Raw genomic sequence first — 18,088 nt, 5'->3', positions numbered from 1 at the left:
TGGTATTATGAAGAAAAGAGTATGGTTACCAAGAATATTAAGTGTCCTTATGGTCTTGCTGATGGTTGTGGCAGTAATCAGTTTGATCTTTTTGCCTTGGATCGTAGCCGATTATATTAATTATGCTTTTGCATTTACAGGGATTACCTTTGTTAGAAATTATTTTCTAGGCGTACTGTACGCAAGTGGATTATTAGCCCTGGCTGTTTTGTATGAACTTAGACGTATTTTTGATTCTTGTGTGGCCAATACCCCGTTTATTATGAGAAATGTTACAAGTCTAAAACGTATTGGGGTATCGGCATTTATTATTGGGATTATATTTACAACAAAAGCCATTTTCTTTTTTACTTTTCTTACCTTGATTGTGATTTTTGTGTTTGCTTTGGCAGCCTTGTTTTGCTTTGTCCTTGCTGATGTATTTGAGGAAGCGATTCATTATAAAAATGAAAATGATCTGACAATCTAAGGAGATGACACAATGGGTATCATGGTGAATTTGGACGTGATGATGGCAAAAAGGAAGATGGGTCTTGGGGAACTTGCCGAGCAAGTGGGTATATCCAATGCTAATCTTTCTATTCTAAAAAACAATAAAGCCAAGGCCATACGGTTTTCTACCTTGGAAAAAATATGTGAAGTGTTAAACTGCCAACCGGGCGACCTGTTGGTTTATGAAGAGGAGGATTTATAATATGTCAAAATCATGGATATATGCAACGGTTATTGCTTTAATGTCAACACTGTTTTTTGTGGATCAAGATTTTGGTATTTCGGTTTTTATGGTTACAGTTCTGACGGTTGCTGCTGTGTGGCATTTTAAAAAAGAAGCAAAGCTACCAGTAGGGAAAGTGTTTTTCTATGTGAGTGCATATGTCATTATACTCAGTCTTAATTTTGCGGTTACAACTGTGGATATTATTAGAGTTTTATCAGCACTTTTATTAATCGGTTTGCTCATGACTTTAAGTTATAGTCATGTAACCTTTAAATGGCCAACATATTTAGTAGAAGGGATTAATCATTTTGTAGGTGCACTGTCTAACTTTTTTAAGTATTTCAATCATGGTTCAAAAGCCTACAATAAACATGCCGGTATTTTTAAGCAAATCGGTATAGGCTTAGTTATAGCACTTCCTATATTGTTGGTTGCATCTGCATTGATGACCAGTGCCGATGCTGCGTTTGGAGAGCTTATGCATCAAGGGTTTGAATTTCTAGAAACGGATATCATATGGGATACTGTTGAAAGGATTTTTGTCTTTATCATCATAGCTTGTTTCTTCTATGGGCTAAGTATCTACTTGATTCGATCAAATCAAATGAAAATGGAAAAAGGAGAAATCGGTGTTTCGCCTGTAGTAAACCATGAAGTCATTCCGGTTTTGGTTGGTGTTACTGTTTTGTTGCTTTTGAATCTACTCTATGTAATCTTTGCGTATGTACAGATTCGATTTCTTTTTCTGGCTCAATCCACAGAATTGCTAAAAAACTACGATTATGCCAGTTATGCGAGAGAAGGCTTTTTTGAACTTTTAGTACTAAGTATACTAAATACTATGGGTGTGTTATTTGTGAAGAAATTTGTGAAAAGCAGTTTGGCCATTCGAATGAGTCTTACAGTGACTGTTATTTGCACTTATATTATGATGGCTTCTTCATTTTACAAGATGTTCCTTTACGAATCGATGTATGGTTACACGAGGCTTAGGCTTTATGTTTACTTAATTCTTCTCTTTATGGCGATTTTTATGAGCTTAATAGCGCTTGGAATCTGGAAGCCGAATTATAAGGTGATTGAATGGGGAATTATGGTTGGACTTGTCTATTATCTGGTCATCAGCTTTGTGAACATTGATGCCGTGATTGTTCGTAATAACTTAAGACAATATGAAGTGACAGGTAAATTAGATTTGTATTATTTAACAACGTTATCTGAAGATGCTATGCCGGATTTGATTGAATATATGAACACACATGGGGAAAAGATGGAAATTGATGTGACGATGCAAGCCTATGAAGGGCGAATTCTAGACATCATTCTGAATAAGGAAGAAAAATGGTTTTTTGAATATAACCACAGATATAGTAAAAGTATAGCATCGGCCAGTGAAGCCAAAAAACAACTTTTCCCCTTATCCGTCACACCAACAGATCATTAATATACATATATTTAGAAGTAATAAGAAATCACCTCACATTCTTTGGATTTGAGGTATATTTTTTTGTCTTTGTTTTTCTCTTTATTCTTCTCTAGGTCTTTTTTTTACATTCATTATAGATACCATTTTAGAAGATAAAATAATGCTTGACTAGTTTGAATCATTGATTATAATGAAAATATGGGAATAGGGCTCTGAGCCCGTTCTTATATGGGATTACCATTCAGGGGATCTTATGTAGCTTTGAAAAATGGGTGACTAAGCTAATGGCGTAAACGATTTTCAACGAGGAGAGAAAAATGGAAAGGCAAGAACCATTGGATTTTGAAACATTTCTTATTCAAAAAGAGAGAAGAAGACGTAATTTGAGGTTGCAAACAGACGAAAAAATGCCAAAAAAAATTAAAAAGCCCTCAAGACAAGTTGTTAAAAATGTAAAGTACGAAGATTACGATTTTGATGAATATGATTATGAATATGAGGAGTAAACTATGATAACAGACGTGGTTAAAGGCATAATTGCAGAAGTCATTGGGCATGGTGACCCAAATGAAGTCAGTACATCTATGGATTTTGAAGATGATCTTCAAATGGATGAAGATGATTTGGTGGAGGTACTTGAAGCATTAGAAGCAGAATATGATATCGACTTGGTAAATCTTGATTACAGTCAATTCAAAAAAGTTAAACACTTAATCAGTTATTTAAAAGAAATATTATAGTATGAAAATGTTAGGGTTGAGACGATGGTCTTGACCTTTTTTTAGCTCTCGAGAAGACCTTTTCTTGCTTTACTCAAAGAAAATGCTTCAAAAAACCATGATTATGATATAATTAAAGAAGGTTAAAGTAGAATGTGAAAAGTGAAGACATTCAGGATGACAAAACAGAATGGAGACCCAATATGAAGACTTTTAAAAGTGACAATACAGCCAGTGTACACCCTAAAATAATGGAAGCGATTGTTAAAGCCAATCAGGAACATGCCATTCCGTATGGTGATGATCCGATTACAAAAGAAGCGATAGATAGAATCAAGGCTCTCTTCAGTCAGCCTTGTGAAGTCAGCTTGGTTCTTAATGGAACAGGTGCCAATATCATTGGGTTAAGTACATTGCTTAAATCTTATGAAGCGGTAATTTGTGTGGATACAGCACATATTAATGTAGATGAATGTGGGGCTTTTGAACGTTATACAGGTGCGAAACTCTTAACGGTGCCTCATGTTAATGGCAAATTGCTACCTGAAGCCATTGACAGATTCTTATTGGATAAAGGCAACGAGCATCACAATCAACCCAAAGTTATTTCTATAAGTCAGATTACTGAACTTGGAACGCTTTATACCACAGAAGAAATAAAAACATTAGCCGATTATGCCCATAGCCATGATTTATTATTACATGTAGATGGTGCTAGGATTGCCAATGGGGTAGCTGCTCTGGGTATTAGTATGGATGAGATGATTGGAGAGACAGGTGTTGATGTGCTCTCCTTTGGTGGTGCCAAAAACGGCATGATGTATGGTGAAGCTATTGTTTCATTTGATCGGTCAACAAGTAACAGTTTAAAATACACCAGAAAACAAGGCATGCAACTTATGTCCAAGATGCGTTATATTAGTGCTCAGTACATTGCTTTCTTAAAAGATGACCTCTATCTTGAAAATGCGCATAAAGCAAACAACATGATGAAAAAGCTCTATGAAGAAATTAAAGACATTGAAAGACTTGAATTTATGAGTATTCCATATGGGAATATGATGTTTGTAAAAATGCCACAGACATGGATTGACCGACTCTTGACAACTTTTTATTTCTACCAGATGACTTGGGAAGAAGAAAGCGGTATGGTTAGATTGGTAACGTCTTTTGATACAAACCTTGAGGAGGTTGAAGATCTTATTAAGGCAATAAAAGAACTGAACCAAAATAATTAAACAATAATCATTTAAATAAACGTTATGGTAAATGAAAGGAGTCAAAACAATGTCGAGTTACGAATGGATGTACAAGGATAAAAAAATCATATTGGACAGTGAGAAATGCAGCATATTCTTAAACGATGAAGACAATCCACTTTCGGGCATCACTGTGGAAGAAATATTAGAACTACTTCATGAAAGTGATCTCGTTGATTTTTCTATGGAGTATTATGATCAGGGTTGTGAAGCCTGTCATAATAACAAAAGTGATAAGAGCAATTCGGATCGATTTCTTGAGTTCCATTTTTATTTATTTGCTAAGGCGGGGAAGTATGTTATGAGCAGTCTATCGAAGGCTTATGAAGAAAAGACTTTGCCGCGACTGTTAAATGAAGGGATTGTGGATGGTACTTATATTGTAAGTATCAATGTCTGCCAAGTCTGTGGTGACTATACCATTGAGTTGGAATACGGTCTCTTTTAGACACATATTGTTCATATAACTATGGTATTCTAATCATAGTAAAGTTATTGAATAAGATGACTAAAGAAGGTGATGGAATGAACATCAGGTCTATGGGTATTCGTGCATATGAAAGCATGTCTGTGTCGCCAAAATCAGACAGGACTACAGGTCGTAATAAAACTCAGCCTCCAACAGAGAGCAAGGGTTTATTAATAGAGCAAGGTAACAAACCTAATACAGATGACATCAAGGCATCACAGGAACAAACCAATCGGGTATCTGCAAGTCATGCTTTTGAACAAGGTGCGACGATTAATAGAAGTCGAAGTGAAAACCTTGAAATAAAGCACAGTAATGCGACATCAAGAGTGGGTGAAGATTCGGGTATTCCCGGTTTCAAAAGGCATCAGATGATACAGCACTATCAAGTTTATGCACAGAATCCTAAAGAAGCTTCAGTGGTAAAAGATGTAGGTGCTCAGGCGGATTATAGGTTATAAGGGTTCAAGAGAACTCTATCGTAGTAAGATGACTATGAGTTTAAATTAAGGGGCTGTCTCAGAATATTGATATCTGATTCAGCCTTATATAAATTTTGCTATTTTATAGAACACAAGTAGATGATTAATGTGATTATTAAGGTGGTCCCATGAAAACCCTTCCACAGTATGTATAATTACGGCCTCCTGTTGGTGCGTCCTGCACCAAACGTCGGCGGTCTGCATCCTTGCAGACTTGCTCCATTACACATACTGATTCCAGGAACTTCATGGTCGATGTTGGTTTATTCGAATATTAGTACTTGGTATTTGAGTGTCATATAGGGTATACGATTTTAATTTTATTGGAATTTACACATCTACGATTATAGCATTGAGTTCGGTCAAACGATACTACAACAAATAGCCAGTGGTTCGCTATACTTTTTTCATAATTCTATTTAAGGGCTAGACCGGTGACAACGATTTTTTTGTCTCGAATAAGTTTGCTGATGAAATACAAAACACTATCTTCACTTATTTTCAAATGATCAGCAATCTTTGCAGGTGTGATGTCGACATCTAATGTTATAAATTGCATGATTTCTTTTTCTACTTCAAGAACCCAGTCTTCAAAAATAACTTGGACTTCAGGTGTGGCAAAGCCGGCCATCCTTGCGGTGGTTGTAATGCTTTCTGTCATTTGCTTGCACATATCCTTGGGATTAAAGCCGCCGCCCATCATTTTGGGCATGCCTTCCATTTTACCTGCCATATCTCCTTCGTCTTTGCCGCTATCACCACAACAGTTGTTCATATCCATTGGGAGTACCTCCTATTTATTCTTAGTATGATTATTGATGGTATCATTATGTCTATGCATTATGCCAAGGTGGACAATTAAATGGGAATGGACTTGAATCGGTTGATGTCTCAGGTTGATACTTTTCGAATTCTCGGATGAGAGGTATTAAGCTTTGATCGCAAATGGCGTTATAGACAAAAGTACCACGTCTCTGGGTCAAAACCAAATTGGCTTCTCTAAGTACTTTTAAGTGAAAAGAGACCAGAGGTTGAGACAATCCGGTGATTTCAATGAGCTTTGAAACAGATAATGGCTCCGCTTCAAGTGCAAATAATATCATGAGCCGACTATGATCACTGAGTAGCTTGAAGAGTTGTGACAAGTTATCGATAGTTTCACCACCTTTATAACAATTTATGGTATGTTAGTTTCTTTATAGTATATAAGATAAAGTCATAAATATCAATACATATTTATATAAACCATGATTGATATTACTAGGTATGTATGTTATGATGAGGATATTATAAATTTGAAAGGATGTTGAATAAATGGGACCATTTTTTTGGTGGGGTGGTATGTGGGTATTTCCGCTTATAGGTTTTTCAATGATGCTGTTCATGATGTACATATTTTTTGGCCCTAAAGGACTTGTTAGACGGTATTTTTTAAACGATACACATGATATAAAAGCGGAGGCATTACATTCCATAGATCAGCCTGAAGATATTCTAAACAGACGCTATGCAAGCGGTGAAATTACAAGAGAAGTGTTCTTACAGATGAGAAAAGATTTATATAATCAGTAGCTATGAACAGGCTATCAGCATGACTTAAGTGAATGCCTGGAGTTAAGTTGTTAAATATTTATTAACAAAAGTAATCGTCGAAAATACTAACAAAGCTTTAAAACGGGGATTTGAACTAATTCTTCTTGTTTTAATTCATTAAATATTCATTAAATCTTTATTGACTTATTATTAGAACTTCTCTATAATGTTGGTTAATGAGGTGAAATAATTGAGACCTAATCTTTTGCTATTTTATAAGAGAGCATGTTTCAAGAAAAAGATATTTTACTTCAAGGAGGCTAACATGTTTGGGACACCAATCAAAAAGCATTGCGTGAGAGCACTAGGCATTTGTACCTTGGTAACACTAGGCTTATCGGTGGGTATGCGTGCACAGGCAGCGACACCATCTTCTTGGGCAACTCAGGAAATCGAATCCGCTGTTGAGATTAATCTTGTAACGGATACATTAGCACAAGATTATCAGAAAAAATTAACAAGAGAAGCATATGTTGAATTGTTGGTAAAAACCTATGAAGCATCTACCAATAGCATTATAGATATAGAAGCGGTAAAAAATCCATTTGAAGACACCAACAAAGCTTTTATATTGAAAGCATTTGAAGCAGGTATTGCTTCAGGCATCACTGAAAAAACTTTTGTTCCTGAAGCGTTAGTAACGAGAGAACAAATGGTTGTTATGATGGTACGCATGATAGAAAAAATAGAAGATGAAAACAAAGTAGAGATCTTAACACCAAGTAAAAGCACCCCTGAATTTAATGATCAACAGGCCATTTCAAGCTGGGCTACAAAAAGCATCAATTTAGCGGTTGCTAATACGATTGTTTCCGGGACAGGTGATGAGAATATCAATCCGGATGGCTACAGTACGTCAGAGCAAGCCATAATTATGAACTACAGAGTTTTTGAACGTATGATGGACGAGGATCTTTTAGAAGATGCATGGCAAGAGCGACTTGAAAACTATGAAGAAGATGACACCATCACTCTGGAAACAGCGGCAGCTAAGATTGCACTTGCACCACCTATGCAATTAAAGGCAATAGTGACAGCAAGTATATTGAACCTAAGATCTGAACCGGATTTAACCAATCCAAACAATATCATCGGAAAACTTAGCTCTAATGAAGAAGTAACCATTGTTGGTGAAATAGATGCTTGGTATCAAGTGAAGTCGTCCGGTCAAATAACAGGCTATGTCCATAAAGACTACATCCATAAGTATGATCCAAATCAACCGGTAAACGATGTAAGAAACCAGATTGTTGCTTATGCAAAGAATTTCATAGGCACACGCTACCGCTATGGTGGTACCAGCTTAACAGGTGGTGTCGATTGTTCAGGTTATACCAGCCAAATATTTGCGAAGTTCGGATATGCACTTGACCGATCTTCAAGAGGACAGGGCAAAAATGGTAAAGCAGTGACTAGAAATCAACTTCTCCCTGGAGACTTGGTTGTCTATGGTTATGGCGGTTCCATCTCACATGTGGCCATTTTTATTGGTGACGGTCAGATTATTCATGCTACCTCTTCTTATGGTGTGAGAATTACTGCTTTGGATGGTTACATGCGTGAACCTATTATTGGGTATAGAAGCGTTATTAATTAGATATTGATAATACATTTTATTATAAAGATATAGAAATAGGAAGTGCCTCAATTTTATTGAGACACTTCCTATTTTACTTAATTTTATGTTCTATTTAGCAAGGCTATGGCGGTATCTTGAATATAGATTAGGGGACTAACCTGATCTTTTTTAAGATTCAAGATGAGAAATCTAGTAATTTATGTTAAAATGATGAGAAGAAAATAGAGAAAGTATAAGGTGCATCATGAAAACATCCATTAAAGGACATATATATGCCGTAACAACGATTACCATTTGGAGTTCTACATTTATTGTGAGCAAGATATTGCTGAATCAGTTCACACCATTACAGATTTTGGTAGTACGTTATCTTTTGGCTATCGTATTTCTAACATTACTATATCCGAAATTCAAAAAGCCGACCTCTATTAAAGAGGAAATACTTTTTCTCTTTATAGGTGGTGCACTTGCATTTTATTTTGTTTTTGAGAACACAGCTTTGCAGCATACCTATTCATCGAATGTAAGTTTGATTGTGGCAACAATACCTCTCTTAACAGGTATACTATCTATGATTGTTTATAAAACACATTTTTTTACACTAAAAAGCATCATTGGATTTATTTTGGCTTATCTTGGTGTTTTCCTAATTATCATTAATGGTAGTAAGTTTGAAGGGGTTGAGCCTATTGGAGATTTCCTTGCGCTTGGCGCCGCGGCTATGTTTGCGATCTATTCCGTCTTGATGGAAAAAACTTCGAAAGATTATCATATGATTCAACTGACGCGAAAAGTGTTTTTATATGGTCTATTGGTGCTCCTATTTGTTGTGGTGGTCAAAGGACAGCCGGTTACTTTTGAAGTGATCAACGCTAGAATCGTTGCGAGTATGCTCTTTCTGGGGATTGTCGCTTCTTCCCTGGCATTTATCCTATGGAATAATGCCATTAAGGCCATCGGCCCGGTTAAGACCAATCAATATATTTATCTTATACCGGTTGTTACAACAATCATGTCTGCATTGGTACTTAAAGAGAAAATTACATACATGACTTTAATCGGAACACTATTAATATTAATGGGTTTATACCTATCGGAGAAATCTCAAGAATAGAGGTGATTGTATGGGTAAGGTAGCAGCATTTTTTGATATTGACGGTACATTATATCGAGAAGGCATGATTACAGCCATTTTCAAGAAAATGATTAAATCAGATATCATAAGTAGCGAAGTATGGTACAAGGAACTAAGGGAAAAATACAACAGGTGGGACAAACGCATCGGCAATTACGACGACTACTTAGTTAGAATGGCAGAAATATATGTTGATGCGATACGAGGTCTTCATAGAACTCAAGTAGAGTTTATAGCAAATAAGGTAATTGAACAAAATGGTGACCGTGTCTATACATATACAAGAGATCAGATTAGATGGCACAAAAACCAAGGCCATAAGATTATAACCATATCAGGATCGCCTTTTGAGCTGGTTCGGGAAATCAGTGAAAAATTCGAATTTGATCATTATATTGGATCCGTCTATGAGATGGACGATGAGCATTATTATACAGGTGCGGTTCGTCCTATGTGGGACAGTCAGAATAAAAAGGTGGCACTTAAGAATCTTGTGTCAGAATATAACATAGAACTGAGTGAATCTTATGCATATGGTGATACAGCAGGAGACTTTGAGATGCTCAAGTCGGTCGGCCATCCCATAGCTATGAATCCGACAAGAGAATTGCTCCAAAAAATTGACAAGGATTTGACCGTAAGAGATAAGATAAAAATTGTAGTTGAACGCAAAGATATGATTTATCATTTGTCTCCGGATAGTATTCAAATAGGTGAAAACAAGAATTAAGTTTTCAATAATAGCTCGACCAAGCGGAGGAATCAAATGAATACTTTTAGTGAGACAAAGACAATAGAATTATGTCTAAAAAAATATTATGGCTATACCGATTTTAAGGAAGGCCAACGACTGGCGATAGAGAGCATTATAAATAGAAAAGATACGCTCATCTTGATGCCTACAGGTGGTGGAAAATCTATATGTTATCAGATTCCTGCCTTACTTTTTTCGGGGGTTACTTTGGTGATATCACCTTTGATTTCCTTGATGAAGGATCAGGTTGATACCTTAAGAGATATGGGCATAGAAGCAACCTATATTAACAGTGCACTTGACGAAGTAGAGATGTCAGATAGGTATGAAGGCATTCAGGCACAGCGCTATAAAATGATCTATATTGCCCCAGAACGCATAGAAAGTCGTTTAATTAGAGATATTATCCGTTATAATACAATTGATTTTATTGCCATTGATGAGGCCCATTGTGTTTCCCAGTGGGGACATGATTTTAGGCCAAGTTATAGAAATATTGCCAACATATTGAACAAATTGCCATATAGACCGGTTATTGCGGCTTTAACAGCAACGGCTACAGAGTTGGTACGCGATGATATTATGGACCAGTTGGCTTTGTATGAGCCTGAGGTTTTTGTTACCGGTTTTGACCGTAAGAACCTACACTTTTCAGTCCTAAAAGGCGTCAATAAAAAACGTTATATCGGACAATATGTTAAGAAGAATAGTGAAAGCTCAGGTATAATCTATTGTGGTACGAGGAAAGAAACAGAGATGCTATACCATGCACTTGAACGTATGCATATAGCTGTAGGCATGTATCATGGTGGCATGAGTATGGATGAACGGCGGCGCCATCAAGAGCGCTTTATCTATGATGACTACAAAGTCATGGTGGCCACAAATGCCTTCGGTATGGGCATTGATAAATCCAATGTAAGATATGTAATACATCATAATATGCCGGAGAATATTGAATCTTATTATCAAGAGGCCGGCCGAGCCGGACGAGATGGAGAAAAATCCGCATGCATATTATTGTATGGGCCGGGAGATCAGAAGCTTAGAAGGTTTTTAATAGAAGAAACACCGGATATATCACCTGAAAGAAAAAAATACAGATTTGCACAGCTTCAGAAGATGGTGAATTATTGTCATATTAATACCTGCTTAAGGGTACAGTTACTTGGCCATTTTGGTGAGGCGTCCAGTGAGGAAATGTGTGATGGTTGTGGCAATTGTGATGGAAAAGCTCACCGAGTCGACATCACCACAGAATCCCAAAAAATCATATCTTGCATATTGAGAATGAAAGAAAGATATGGGGTGTCTATTGTAGCAGAAGTGCTTAAAGGCTCAAAGTCTAAAAAAGTATCAGGTACGCCACTTGAATCGCTCTCAACCTATGGTATTCTTAGAGAATATACTTTAATACAAATCAAAGAAATGATTCATCTATTAATCGCAGAGGGATACTTACATATGACTCAGGACGGTTATCCGGTTATTAAAGTGACTCAAGAGGCAGAATCTATTCTGTATGGTAACAAAAAGGTGTACTCTAACCGTATTGAGATCGTAGCTATTGAGTCATCAGATCAGTTGTTTGATCGGTTAAAAGCCCTTAGAAAAATCATAGCAGTCAAAACAAAATTACCCCCCTATACGATCTTTCACGATAAGACATTAAAAGCAATGGCCAGTCAAAAACCAAAAGACAAGATCAGCTTAATGGCGATAGGTGGTGTGGGAGAAAGCAAGTTTAGAAAATACGGTGAGCAATTCTTGAAAGTTATAGAGGATTACGTTGACAGTAACGAATGAACATTATGAACATTATTGAATTTTAGTAGAAAATTATGATTTGGTATTGACTATTTATGAGTATAGTGTATTATATTAATGGTAAGAATGAGTTACCTCTTACGTATTAAATACTCTCCCCCTCATCCTTTACAAGCACCTTATTAGGTGCTTATTTTTTTTGTTCTCTAGGAAAGTCCTTAATTGTCTAGGGCTTATACTAAGTGACTTGGCGTTTGCTTTTTTATATCATATATGGGATAATAATCCGAACTAATATTCAAAACGAGGTGAATAAATGAAAGGCCTAAAAATTTTTAGGAGATGGGTAGGCATCATTGTTATAATCTGTTTATTAATGCTTGTCTTTTGGAATCAACCGATTTATAGATATTACAAGATAGATGGAAAACAAGAAATTTCTGATCTGAAAGTGATTCATATATCCGATTTACATAGCAGCAAATACGGAACCGCACAGAGTAAGCTTATTCGTATGATAAAAGAAGAAGCACCGGACATGATTTGGATAACCGGAGATCTGATGGATGAGAATAAATCGATTCAAGGTGCAGTTGAATTTCTTGAAGGTATTCACAAAGAATATCCAATCTATTATGTTTCAGGTAACCATGAATATTGGCATGATGATCCAGATTTGGTGTTTGAGACGATTCAATCTTATGGTGTAACAATTCTAGAAAACACATCTGTTACCCTTAGTATCCGAGATAGTAAGATTACAATAACAGGTGTCATTGATCCGGATGCGACACTAGCATACAGTGGCAAAGAAGCTCTTAATAGGTCCTTAAGTCGTGTTGAAGATATAAACAGTCAAGAAGGTTATAAGGTACTACTAAGCCATCGTCCGGAGCATATAGAGGTATATGAAAGTTATGGCTTTGATCTTGTTGCAAGTGGACACGCTCATGGTGGTCAAGTTAGAATACCATTCTTATTAAACGGATTATATGCCCCAAACCAAGGTTTTTTTCCTAAGTATGCAGGTGGCTATTATGCCTACACAGAGGAAACAGATCTAATCGTAAGTCGTGGTCTTTCATTTAGTCCAAGATTACCTCGGGTATTTAATCCGCCGGAAGTCGTTGTCATTGAATGGTATTAAAATACGGCTTAATAGTAAGTAGGTTTGATTTTTCTTTCGTATAGTGATAGAATAGATTCAGATTCGCACGTTAACACACTGATGGATGAAAAGATACGTGCATATGAATGGTTCGAATCATGAATGAAAGGGTGATATTGTGGATAGAATAAAAAAATGGAGTGAGATGGCAATAGCCTGTAATGTAGTTGACAGGGAACTTTATACAAGATTTGAAGTCAAAAGAGGGCTTAGAGATATTAGTGGTAAAGGGGTTTTAGCCGGTTTAACAAGAATTGGCGAAGTTCATTCCTACATTATTGATGAAGGTGAAACTGTCCCGGTACCCGGAAGGCTAATCTATAGAGGTATCGATATAGAAGATTTGGTCGATGGTTTTTTAAGAGATCGGCGACATGGTTTTGAAGAAACCATATATTTACTTCTTTTTGGAGAACTTCCCAATATTAAAGAACTGGGGATATTTAAAGAACAATTACTGGAATATCGTACATTACCTAGTTTTTTTGTCAACGACATGATTATGAAGTCACCAAGTAAAGACATCATGAATGTATTAGCAAGATCTGTATTGAGTCTTTATAGCTATGATGAAGATCCTGATGATATTTCTATTGACAACATACTAAAACAAAGTATGCAACTTATATCACAGTTACCTTTATTAGCGGTTTATGGCTATCAAGCGTATGCACACTACCATGGCAATACAAGTCTATTTATACATAGTCCTCATAAGGATCTGGGTATTGCAGAAAATATACTATACATGCTTAGACCGGATAATAAATTCACACCACTTGAAGCAGAACTCTTAGATTTATCATTGGTTTTACATGCTGAACACGGTGGAGGTAATAACTCTACTTTTACAACGCATGTGGTAAGTTCCTCAGGCACAGATACCTATTCGGCTATAGCCGCAGCCATAGGTTCCTTAAAAGGGCCAAGACATGGTGGGGCAAATATTAAGGTTACTGCAATGTTTGAGGATATTAAAGAGAATGTGGAAAACTGGGAGGATGAAGGTCAAGTCATTACTTATCTTGAAAGATTAGTGAATAAAGAAGCCTTTGACAAAACCGGATTGGTTTATGGCGTCGGGCATGCAGTGTATTCAGTCTCAGATCCAAGAGCAGTTATATTTAAGAGTTATGTAAAAACGCTGGCACAGGAAAAAGGCCTAGAAGCGGAATTCGAACTATTTGATACAGTAGAACGACTTGCACCTTCTATCATCGAGAAGCATAGAAAAATGTATAAAGGTGTATCTGCCAATGTAGATTTCTATTCCGGTTTTGTATATCGAATGCTTGGCATACCAGAAGAGTTATACACACCTTTGTTTGCAGTATCTAGAATATCCGGTTGGTGTGCCCATAGAATTGAAGAAATTGTGAATCAGGGGAAGATCATACGACCTGCCTATAAAAGTGTAGCGCCTAAAGTGACCTATGTCCCTTTAAGTCAGAGAAAATAGAGGTTTGAATGAGATGGTACTTAGGTACCATCCTTTTTTATGAAAAATCACACTTAAAGTATACCTCATAATTTAAACAGTTATATGCAACGTAGAAAAATAAATATTTAAGACAACTAGGTTAGGATTGTGGTATAATAGTATTGGACCATAATTTTATATAAGTGACATTTTGATGTGGGCATGCATAAAAACAAAGTTGTTTTTATAACATGTTTTTTTTTACCTTTTCTTACTTATTATAATTCAATCAATGACTCAACTTATATATACGATAGAGTAAATGTAACCGGTCTTTTGGATGAAAGGAATGGAGGTGAAGCAATGATTAATGTACATCATAAAGCGATATTATGTGTGGGAAAATCCATAGATCAGATTTTAAGCTTGGAGAGATTGTTAAGTGTTAACTTTGGACAGGAGTATGTTATAGAAATGGCAGAAAATTCCAATGAAGCCATGGATATTATAAGGACTCTGAGTGACATTAATATAGATACAAGTGTGCTTATCACAGATTATATGGTAGGTGATATGAATGGACTTGAGTTAATCCATACAATAAAAAGGAAGCATCAGAGCATTAAGATGATATTGATGGCGAGTAAAATGGATATTGACTTTGCTCAAAAAATCATCAATCATAGTGATGTATATAATATAATAAAAAAACCTTGGGATGAAGATAGTCTTATTCAATTGGTTAACGATGCTTGTCATCAATACGATACAGATTTAGAATTAAGTGGTCTTATGAGTCGCTTAAGAGTGTCTGAACAGCAAAAAAGTCTCATTCTAGAAAGTATTTCTGAATCCATCATATATGTTAATTTAGACTATGAAATTCAATGGAAAAACAGTGTTGCAGATAGGGATCTACTCATATGGAAAGCATCCGGTCTTTGTTACAAAGAGATTTACGGACTTAAGGAAAACTGTCCGGATTGTCCTATGGACCAGGTACTGGTAACAAAAAAACCTTATAAGTTTGAGCGGAAGTTTGAAGATGATTCTTATAAACTCATACGTTATTTCCCAGTATTTGATCAAGTCGGTCAACCCATTGGTATGGTTTTGACGTTACTGGACATAACAGAGCAAAAAAGAGCAGAAGGAATGAGTGCGTCTCTACTAGAGATGTCAAAGCATATTAATGTATCAGAATCAGTTATAGATATGTATAATAAAGCGCATATGTATTTGAAAAGATATTTTGAACTTAGATTGATGTGTATTGCTGGTGAGGACTTTGATGCTTCATATATTGAATTTTATGGTGAAGGCGAAAAAAGTTTTGACCAGAATCAGATTGAGACGCTATTGAAGTCACTTAGAAAGATTATAAAGAAGAATCGTAAAGAAGACTATATCATTATGAATAATAATATGGGCTCCGTAGTCGCCTATCCAATGAACGACAAAATCATGCTTGTGGTCATCAAAGAATGGATTGATGCCAATGAAGTTGCACTAAAATACATTAATACAATTGCAGAACAAGTGAAAAGCGGCATTACAAAAATTAACAATACAAAAAAAATCATGTATCAAGCGAAGCATGATACAAATACAAGCTTATATAACAGGGAATATTTTTTAGAACAGCTTAAAGGAAGCTTGAACAACCAAAGAGAAATAGTGAATCCGCAAAATCGTTCAATTGCTTTAATAGACTTGAATTATTTCAAGGAAGTCAATGACAATTATAGCCATATTGTTGGAGATGATGTTTTAAGAGAAATCGGGCACAGGCTCAAAAGTTCTGTTAGAGATGGTGATATTGTTGCCAGAATGGGTGGAGATGAGTTTGCAATTTTATTTGTTAACCATGATCGAAGAGAAATCGTAAAATTGATAAAGCGTCTTCAAAAAGAAATAGCCAAACCCATTTTGGTGGATGACCTGAGTATAACTGTAAGCTCAAGCATTGGTATTGTGGATAACATATCTAAGTATAGGGATTTCAATATACTGCTTAAAGAAGCAGATCAAGCCATGTATGAAGCGAAAAAAGACAAAAGTGGTAATGGGCGTTATATCTTCTACGAAAAATCCATTCAAAAGAAGGTTGAACGCCATAATAGCATTGAAATGTCTCTTAAAACAGCTGATTTTGATGACGAAATGGGTCTTTTGTATCAACCAATTATAGATCTTAAGACCATGAAAATTATTGGTTTTGAAGGCTTTTTAAGATGGCATTCTATAAATGGTTCCAGCTATTTACCTAGAGAGTTCATACCCATTGCAGATGAGAGCGATGAGATTCTGGAGATAGGCCACATGGTTATGGAATTGGCGCTAAAAGCAGTTAAACGTATTAAATTGGAAACGGGTCAAGGTTGTTTTATCTCTGTTAACTTAACCAGTAAGGAATTGATGAATGAAAAACATATCGATGGTCTTAAGAAATCTATCGTGAATAACGGTATTAACACCAATGAGATACAAATTGATATAACAGATCGTTTTAAAGGTAATCAGATTGGTCTAATATCAAAAAATATCAATGAACTAAAAGACTTTGGTGTCCATGTTAATTTGGATGATTTTGGAACAGGTTATGCCTCTTTGGTTATACTTAACAAAATGGATATCAATGAAATCAAGATTGATGCATCTTATATTCGTAAGATTAGATTTGAACCGGATGCCTATAAGATGGTTAAAACCATGATAAACTTAGCAAAAAGTATGGAAATATCAGTAACGGCTGAAGGCGTGGAGAAGAAAGAAGAGCTAGATTTGCTGTTTGAGTTGGGATGTGATTACGCCCAAGGATATTATTTCTCAAAGCCAGTAACTTTAGATGAAGCCATCGAACTAAGAAAAGAATCTGTAAGCCTGCATGGCATAAGAAGATGAGATTAAGAAGAATCCCCATGGACCGGAAGGTCATCAAGGGGATTCTTTTATTGGTTATATATACAGATATTTTCCTAGATCAACTTATCGAGATGGTACTTGGATAAGACACCTTTGTGAATGACGGTTGTCATAAGCCAATAAGCGGGTGCAACTAAAAAGAAAAGTGCAAGCACTGAAAAGGCAGTGGCAAAAATAAGAGCAACAATTGTGATGACGCATATTAGTGAGGGAATCAGATGTTTGTTGGCCAGTAAAAAACCGTATTTCATGAGCCGCTTGAAGGTCATATCTGTCTCCCCAAGTAAAGCGTATGAAAAAGTCATGGTAATCATGGTTTCAAAAAGTAAGAACATATAGATGGGCAGTAGAATAATGATGTCGATATAACCACTCCACACACTCCATATATTAAGTAAAGATAGACCGTATAGCAAAAAAGTCATTACAGTCAATCCCAGACTTCGGACTATTTTCTTATGAAATACTGAAAAATAAGTCTTTAAGGTGTAGCCTTCTTCCAAAATGACAACATGATAGATACCATGGAAGAGAGCAGCACTGGCAAGTGGAAAAAGAAAGCCAAGAGAAAGAACACTGATTATTAACCATAAAAAATTAAGCAAGACCATATCAAAAATTATTGTACCATATTTGTGAAAAGGGCTATCGAGTGAGAAAAAATTCATAGATGA

Annotated in this window: 19 protein-coding genes; 16 read left to right on the top strand and 3 right to left on the bottom strand. The window is 36.0% G+C overall.

Annotation, left to right across the window (positions count from 1 at the left end; genetic code table 11):
* Positions 1-7 precede the first annotated feature (7 nt).
* The 8 genes from PATL70BA_RS07335 (at position 8) to PATL70BA_RS07300 (ending at position 5,052) form a co-directional block, all read left to right on the top strand.
* Positions 8-469, top strand: a complete 462-nt coding sequence (locus PATL70BA_RS07335; RefSeq protein WP_125136765.1) for a DUF2975 domain-containing protein — start codon at positions 8-10, stop codon at positions 467-469.
* Between the two features lie 12 nt (positions 470-481).
* The gene (locus PATL70BA_RS07330) at positions 482-694 is read left to right on the top strand and encodes a helix-turn-helix domain-containing protein (RefSeq protein WP_125136764.1); all 213 of its coding nucleotides are present in this window, start codon (positions 482-484) and stop codon (positions 692-694) included.
* A gap of 1 nt (position 695) precedes the next feature.
* On the top strand, positions 696-2,162 hold the full coding sequence (locus PATL70BA_RS07325; RefSeq protein ID WP_172596154.1) for a DUF4153 domain-containing protein: 1,467 nt from the start codon (positions 696-698) through the stop codon (positions 2,160-2,162).
* 299 nt (positions 2,163-2,461) lie between these two features.
* Positions 2,462-2,650 (top strand): hypothetical protein, encoded by a 189-nt coding sequence (locus tag PATL70BA_RS07320; protein ID WP_125136762.1) that lies wholly within the window; start codon positions 2,462-2,464, stop codon positions 2,648-2,650.
* 3 nt (positions 2,651-2,653) lie between these two features.
* Positions 2,654-2,884, top strand: coding sequence for an acyl carrier protein (locus PATL70BA_RS07315; protein ID WP_125136761.1), 231 nt, complete (start codon positions 2,654-2,656; stop codon positions 2,882-2,884).
* Between the two features lie 182 nt (positions 2,885-3,066).
* Positions 3,067-4,101, top strand: a complete 1,035-nt coding sequence (locus tag PATL70BA_RS07310; RefSeq protein ID WP_125136760.1) for a threonine aldolase family protein — start codon at positions 3,067-3,069, stop codon at positions 4,099-4,101.
* A 49-nt stretch (positions 4,102-4,150) separates the two neighbouring features.
* A complete protein-coding gene (locus tag PATL70BA_RS07305; RefSeq protein ID WP_172596153.1) occupies positions 4,151-4,570 on the top strand; it encodes a DUF3785 family protein in 420 nt (139 codons plus the stop codon).
* Positions 4,571-4,647: 77 nt separating this feature from the next.
* A complete protein-coding gene (locus PATL70BA_RS07300; RefSeq protein ID WP_125136758.1) occupies positions 4,648-5,052 on the top strand; it encodes a hypothetical protein in 405 nt (134 codons plus the stop codon).
* 436 nt (positions 5,053-5,488) lie between these two features.
* On the opposite strand, the gene PATL70BA_RS07295 is transcribed toward PATL70BA_RS07300, so the two are convergent.
* Both PATL70BA_RS07295 and PATL70BA_RS07290 read right to left on the bottom strand, forming a co-directional pair.
* Positions 5,489-5,854, bottom strand: coding sequence for a PCI domain-containing protein (locus PATL70BA_RS07295; protein ID WP_125136757.1), 366 nt, complete (start codon positions 5,852-5,854; stop codon positions 5,489-5,491).
* Between the two features lie 52 nt (positions 5,855-5,906).
* Positions 5,907-6,218: an ArsR/SmtB family transcription factor gene (locus PATL70BA_RS07290; protein WP_330510306.1), complete on the bottom strand. Its 312-nt coding sequence runs from the start codon at positions 6,216-6,218 to the stop codon at positions 5,907-5,909.
* Between the two features lie 169 nt (positions 6,219-6,387).
* Between PATL70BA_RS07290 and PATL70BA_RS07285 the strand changes: the two genes are divergently transcribed.
* From PATL70BA_RS07285 to PATL70BA_RS07250, 8 genes are all read left to right on the top strand, one after another.
* Positions 6,388-6,645: an SHOCT domain-containing protein gene (locus PATL70BA_RS07285; RefSeq protein ID WP_125136755.1), complete on the top strand. Its 258-nt coding sequence runs from the start codon at positions 6,388-6,390 to the stop codon at positions 6,643-6,645.
* Positions 6,646-6,931: 286 nt separating this feature from the next.
* Complete coding sequence (locus PATL70BA_RS07280; RefSeq protein WP_125136754.1) at positions 6,932-8,263, top strand: NlpC/P60 family protein; 1,332 nt, start codon at positions 6,932-6,934, stop codon at positions 8,261-8,263.
* 226 nt (positions 8,264-8,489) lie between these two features.
* Positions 8,490-9,359 (top strand): DMT family transporter, encoded by an 870-nt coding sequence (locus PATL70BA_RS07275; RefSeq protein WP_125136753.1) that lies wholly within the window; start codon positions 8,490-8,492, stop codon positions 9,357-9,359.
* Between the two features lie 10 nt (positions 9,360-9,369).
* On the top strand, positions 9,370-10,110 hold the full coding sequence (locus PATL70BA_RS07270) for an HAD family hydrolase (RefSeq protein ID WP_125136752.1): 741 nt from the start codon (positions 9,370-9,372) through the stop codon (positions 10,108-10,110).
* Positions 10,111-10,146: 36 nt separating this feature from the next.
* Entirely contained in the window at positions 10,147-11,940 is a 1,794-nt protein-coding gene (gene recQ, locus PATL70BA_RS07265) for a DNA helicase RecQ (RefSeq protein ID WP_125136751.1), read from the top strand.
* A 277-nt stretch (positions 11,941-12,217) separates the two neighbouring features.
* Positions 12,218-13,048 carry a metallophosphoesterase gene (locus PATL70BA_RS07260; RefSeq protein WP_125136750.1) on the top strand — a complete coding sequence of 277 codons (831 nt, stop codon included), beginning with the start codon at positions 12,218-12,220 and terminating at the stop codon, positions 13,046-13,048.
* 139 nt (positions 13,049-13,187) lie between these two features.
* The gene (locus PATL70BA_RS07255) at positions 13,188-14,528 is read left to right on the top strand and encodes a citrate/2-methylcitrate synthase (RefSeq protein ID WP_330510304.1); all 1,341 of its coding nucleotides are present in this window, start codon (positions 13,188-13,190) and stop codon (positions 14,526-14,528) included.
* A gap of 324 nt (positions 14,529-14,852) precedes the next feature.
* Positions 14,853-17,393, top strand: coding sequence for an EAL domain-containing protein (locus PATL70BA_RS07250; protein ID WP_172596152.1), 2,541 nt, complete (start codon positions 14,853-14,855; stop codon positions 17,391-17,393).
* 74 nt (positions 17,394-17,467) lie between these two features.
* Here PATL70BA_RS07250 and PATL70BA_RS07245 read toward each other — a convergent pair whose 3' ends face one another.
* A complete protein-coding gene (locus PATL70BA_RS07245; protein ID WP_125136748.1) occupies positions 17,468-18,082 on the bottom strand; it encodes a DUF624 domain-containing protein in 615 nt (204 codons plus the stop codon).
* Between the last annotated feature and the right edge of the window lie 6 nt (positions 18,083-18,088).

It is taken from the genome of Petrocella atlantisensis (assembly GCF_900538275.1).
Taxonomy (GTDB): domain Bacteria; phylum Bacillota; class Clostridia; order Lachnospirales; family Vallitaleaceae; genus Petrocella; species Petrocella atlantisensis.
The sequence above is the reverse complement of the archived record's forward strand: the minus strand, read 5'-3'. Positions and strand labels throughout refer to the sequence as shown.